Here is a 1,264-nt window from a genome sequence, read left to right as displayed (position 1 = left end):
CAGATGGGTGGGGGTCTGCATGGAGTACTCGCTTCGTTGCGCGAACCGATACGTCGCGGAACCTACGCCTCCGCGTTCACTGGACGAGCATCTCCGCTGATGCTCTTTGTTCGGTTGTGAGGGTGACTGCCGGGGTGATGTGTGTTTTGATGTGTTGGGTTATGTTGGAACTGTGGAAAGACGGTACGGCGAAGACCGTGCGGTGAACGGCTCGAATGGAGCGTCCGGCGTGAAGAAGACCTCGACCCGGCTGGCCGACGGTCGCGAACTCATCTACTACGACCTCAGTGACGCCACCGTGCGCGACGCGGCCGACCGCCGCCCGCTGGACGCCACCGTCACGACGTCCGAGATCCGCCGCGACCCGCTGCTCGGCGACTCCGTGGCCGTCGCCTCCCACCGCCAGGGCCGCACCTACCACCCGCCGGCCGACGAATGCCCCCTGTGCCCCTCCGAGGGCGACCGGCTCAGCGAGATCCCGGACTCCTCGTACGACGTCGTGGTCTTCGAGAACCGCTTCCCCTCCCTGGCCGGCGACTCCGGCCGCTGCGAGGTCGTCTGCTTCACCTCCGACCACAACGCCTCCTTCGGCTCCCTGAGCGAGGAACAGGCGCGCCTGGTGCTGGACGCGTGGACGGACAGGACGTCGGAGCTGTCCCATCTGTCCTCCGTTGAACAGGTGTTCTGTTTCGAGAACCGGGGGGCAGAGATCGGCGTCACCCTCCAGCACCCGCACGGGCAGATCTACGCTTACCCCTTCACCACCCCCCGGACCTCCCTGATGCTCCGCCAAGTGGCCGCACACAAGGAGGCGACCGGGGGAGCGAACCTGTTCGACACCGTCCTGGCGGAGGAACGGGCCGGGGAGCGGGTCGTCCTGGAGAGCGACCACTGGTTCGCCCACGTGCCGTACGCCGCGCACTGGCCCTACGAGGTCCACCTGTACCCCCGGCGCCGGGTGCCCGACCTGCTCGGGCTCGACGAGGCGGCACGCGCGGAGTTCCCCGCGGTCTACCTGGAACTGCTGCGGCGGTTCGACCGGATCTTCGGCGAGGGCGAGCCCCCGACCCCGTACATCGCGGCCTGGCACCAGGCCCCGTTCGGCGCGCTGGAGGAGTTCGACGGCGTCACGCGCGACGACTTCGCGCTCCACCTCGAGCTTTTCACCATCCGCCGCACGTCCGGCAAGCTGAAGTTCCTCGCGGGTTCCGAGTCCGGCATGAACGTGTTCATCAACGACGTGCCGCCGGAGCGCGCGGCCGAG

The 1,264-nt window shown here is 68.1% G+C and carries 1 protein-coding gene; it reads left to right on the top strand.

Annotated features, from left to right (window positions below):
* Window positions 1–229: 229 nt before the first annotated feature.
* On the top strand, window positions 230–1,264 hold a 1,035-nt coding region (gene galT, locus AOK18_RS29905; protein WP_055696326.1), incomplete at its 3' end, for a galactose-1-phosphate uridylyltransferase.

The sequence above is a fragment of the Streptomyces prasinopilosus genome (genome assembly GCF_001419695.1).
Taxonomy (GTDB): domain Bacteria; phylum Actinomycetota; class Actinomycetes; order Streptomycetales; family Streptomycetaceae; genus Streptomyces; species Streptomyces prasinopilosus.
This window is presented reverse-complemented; position numbering and strand designations above follow the sequence as displayed.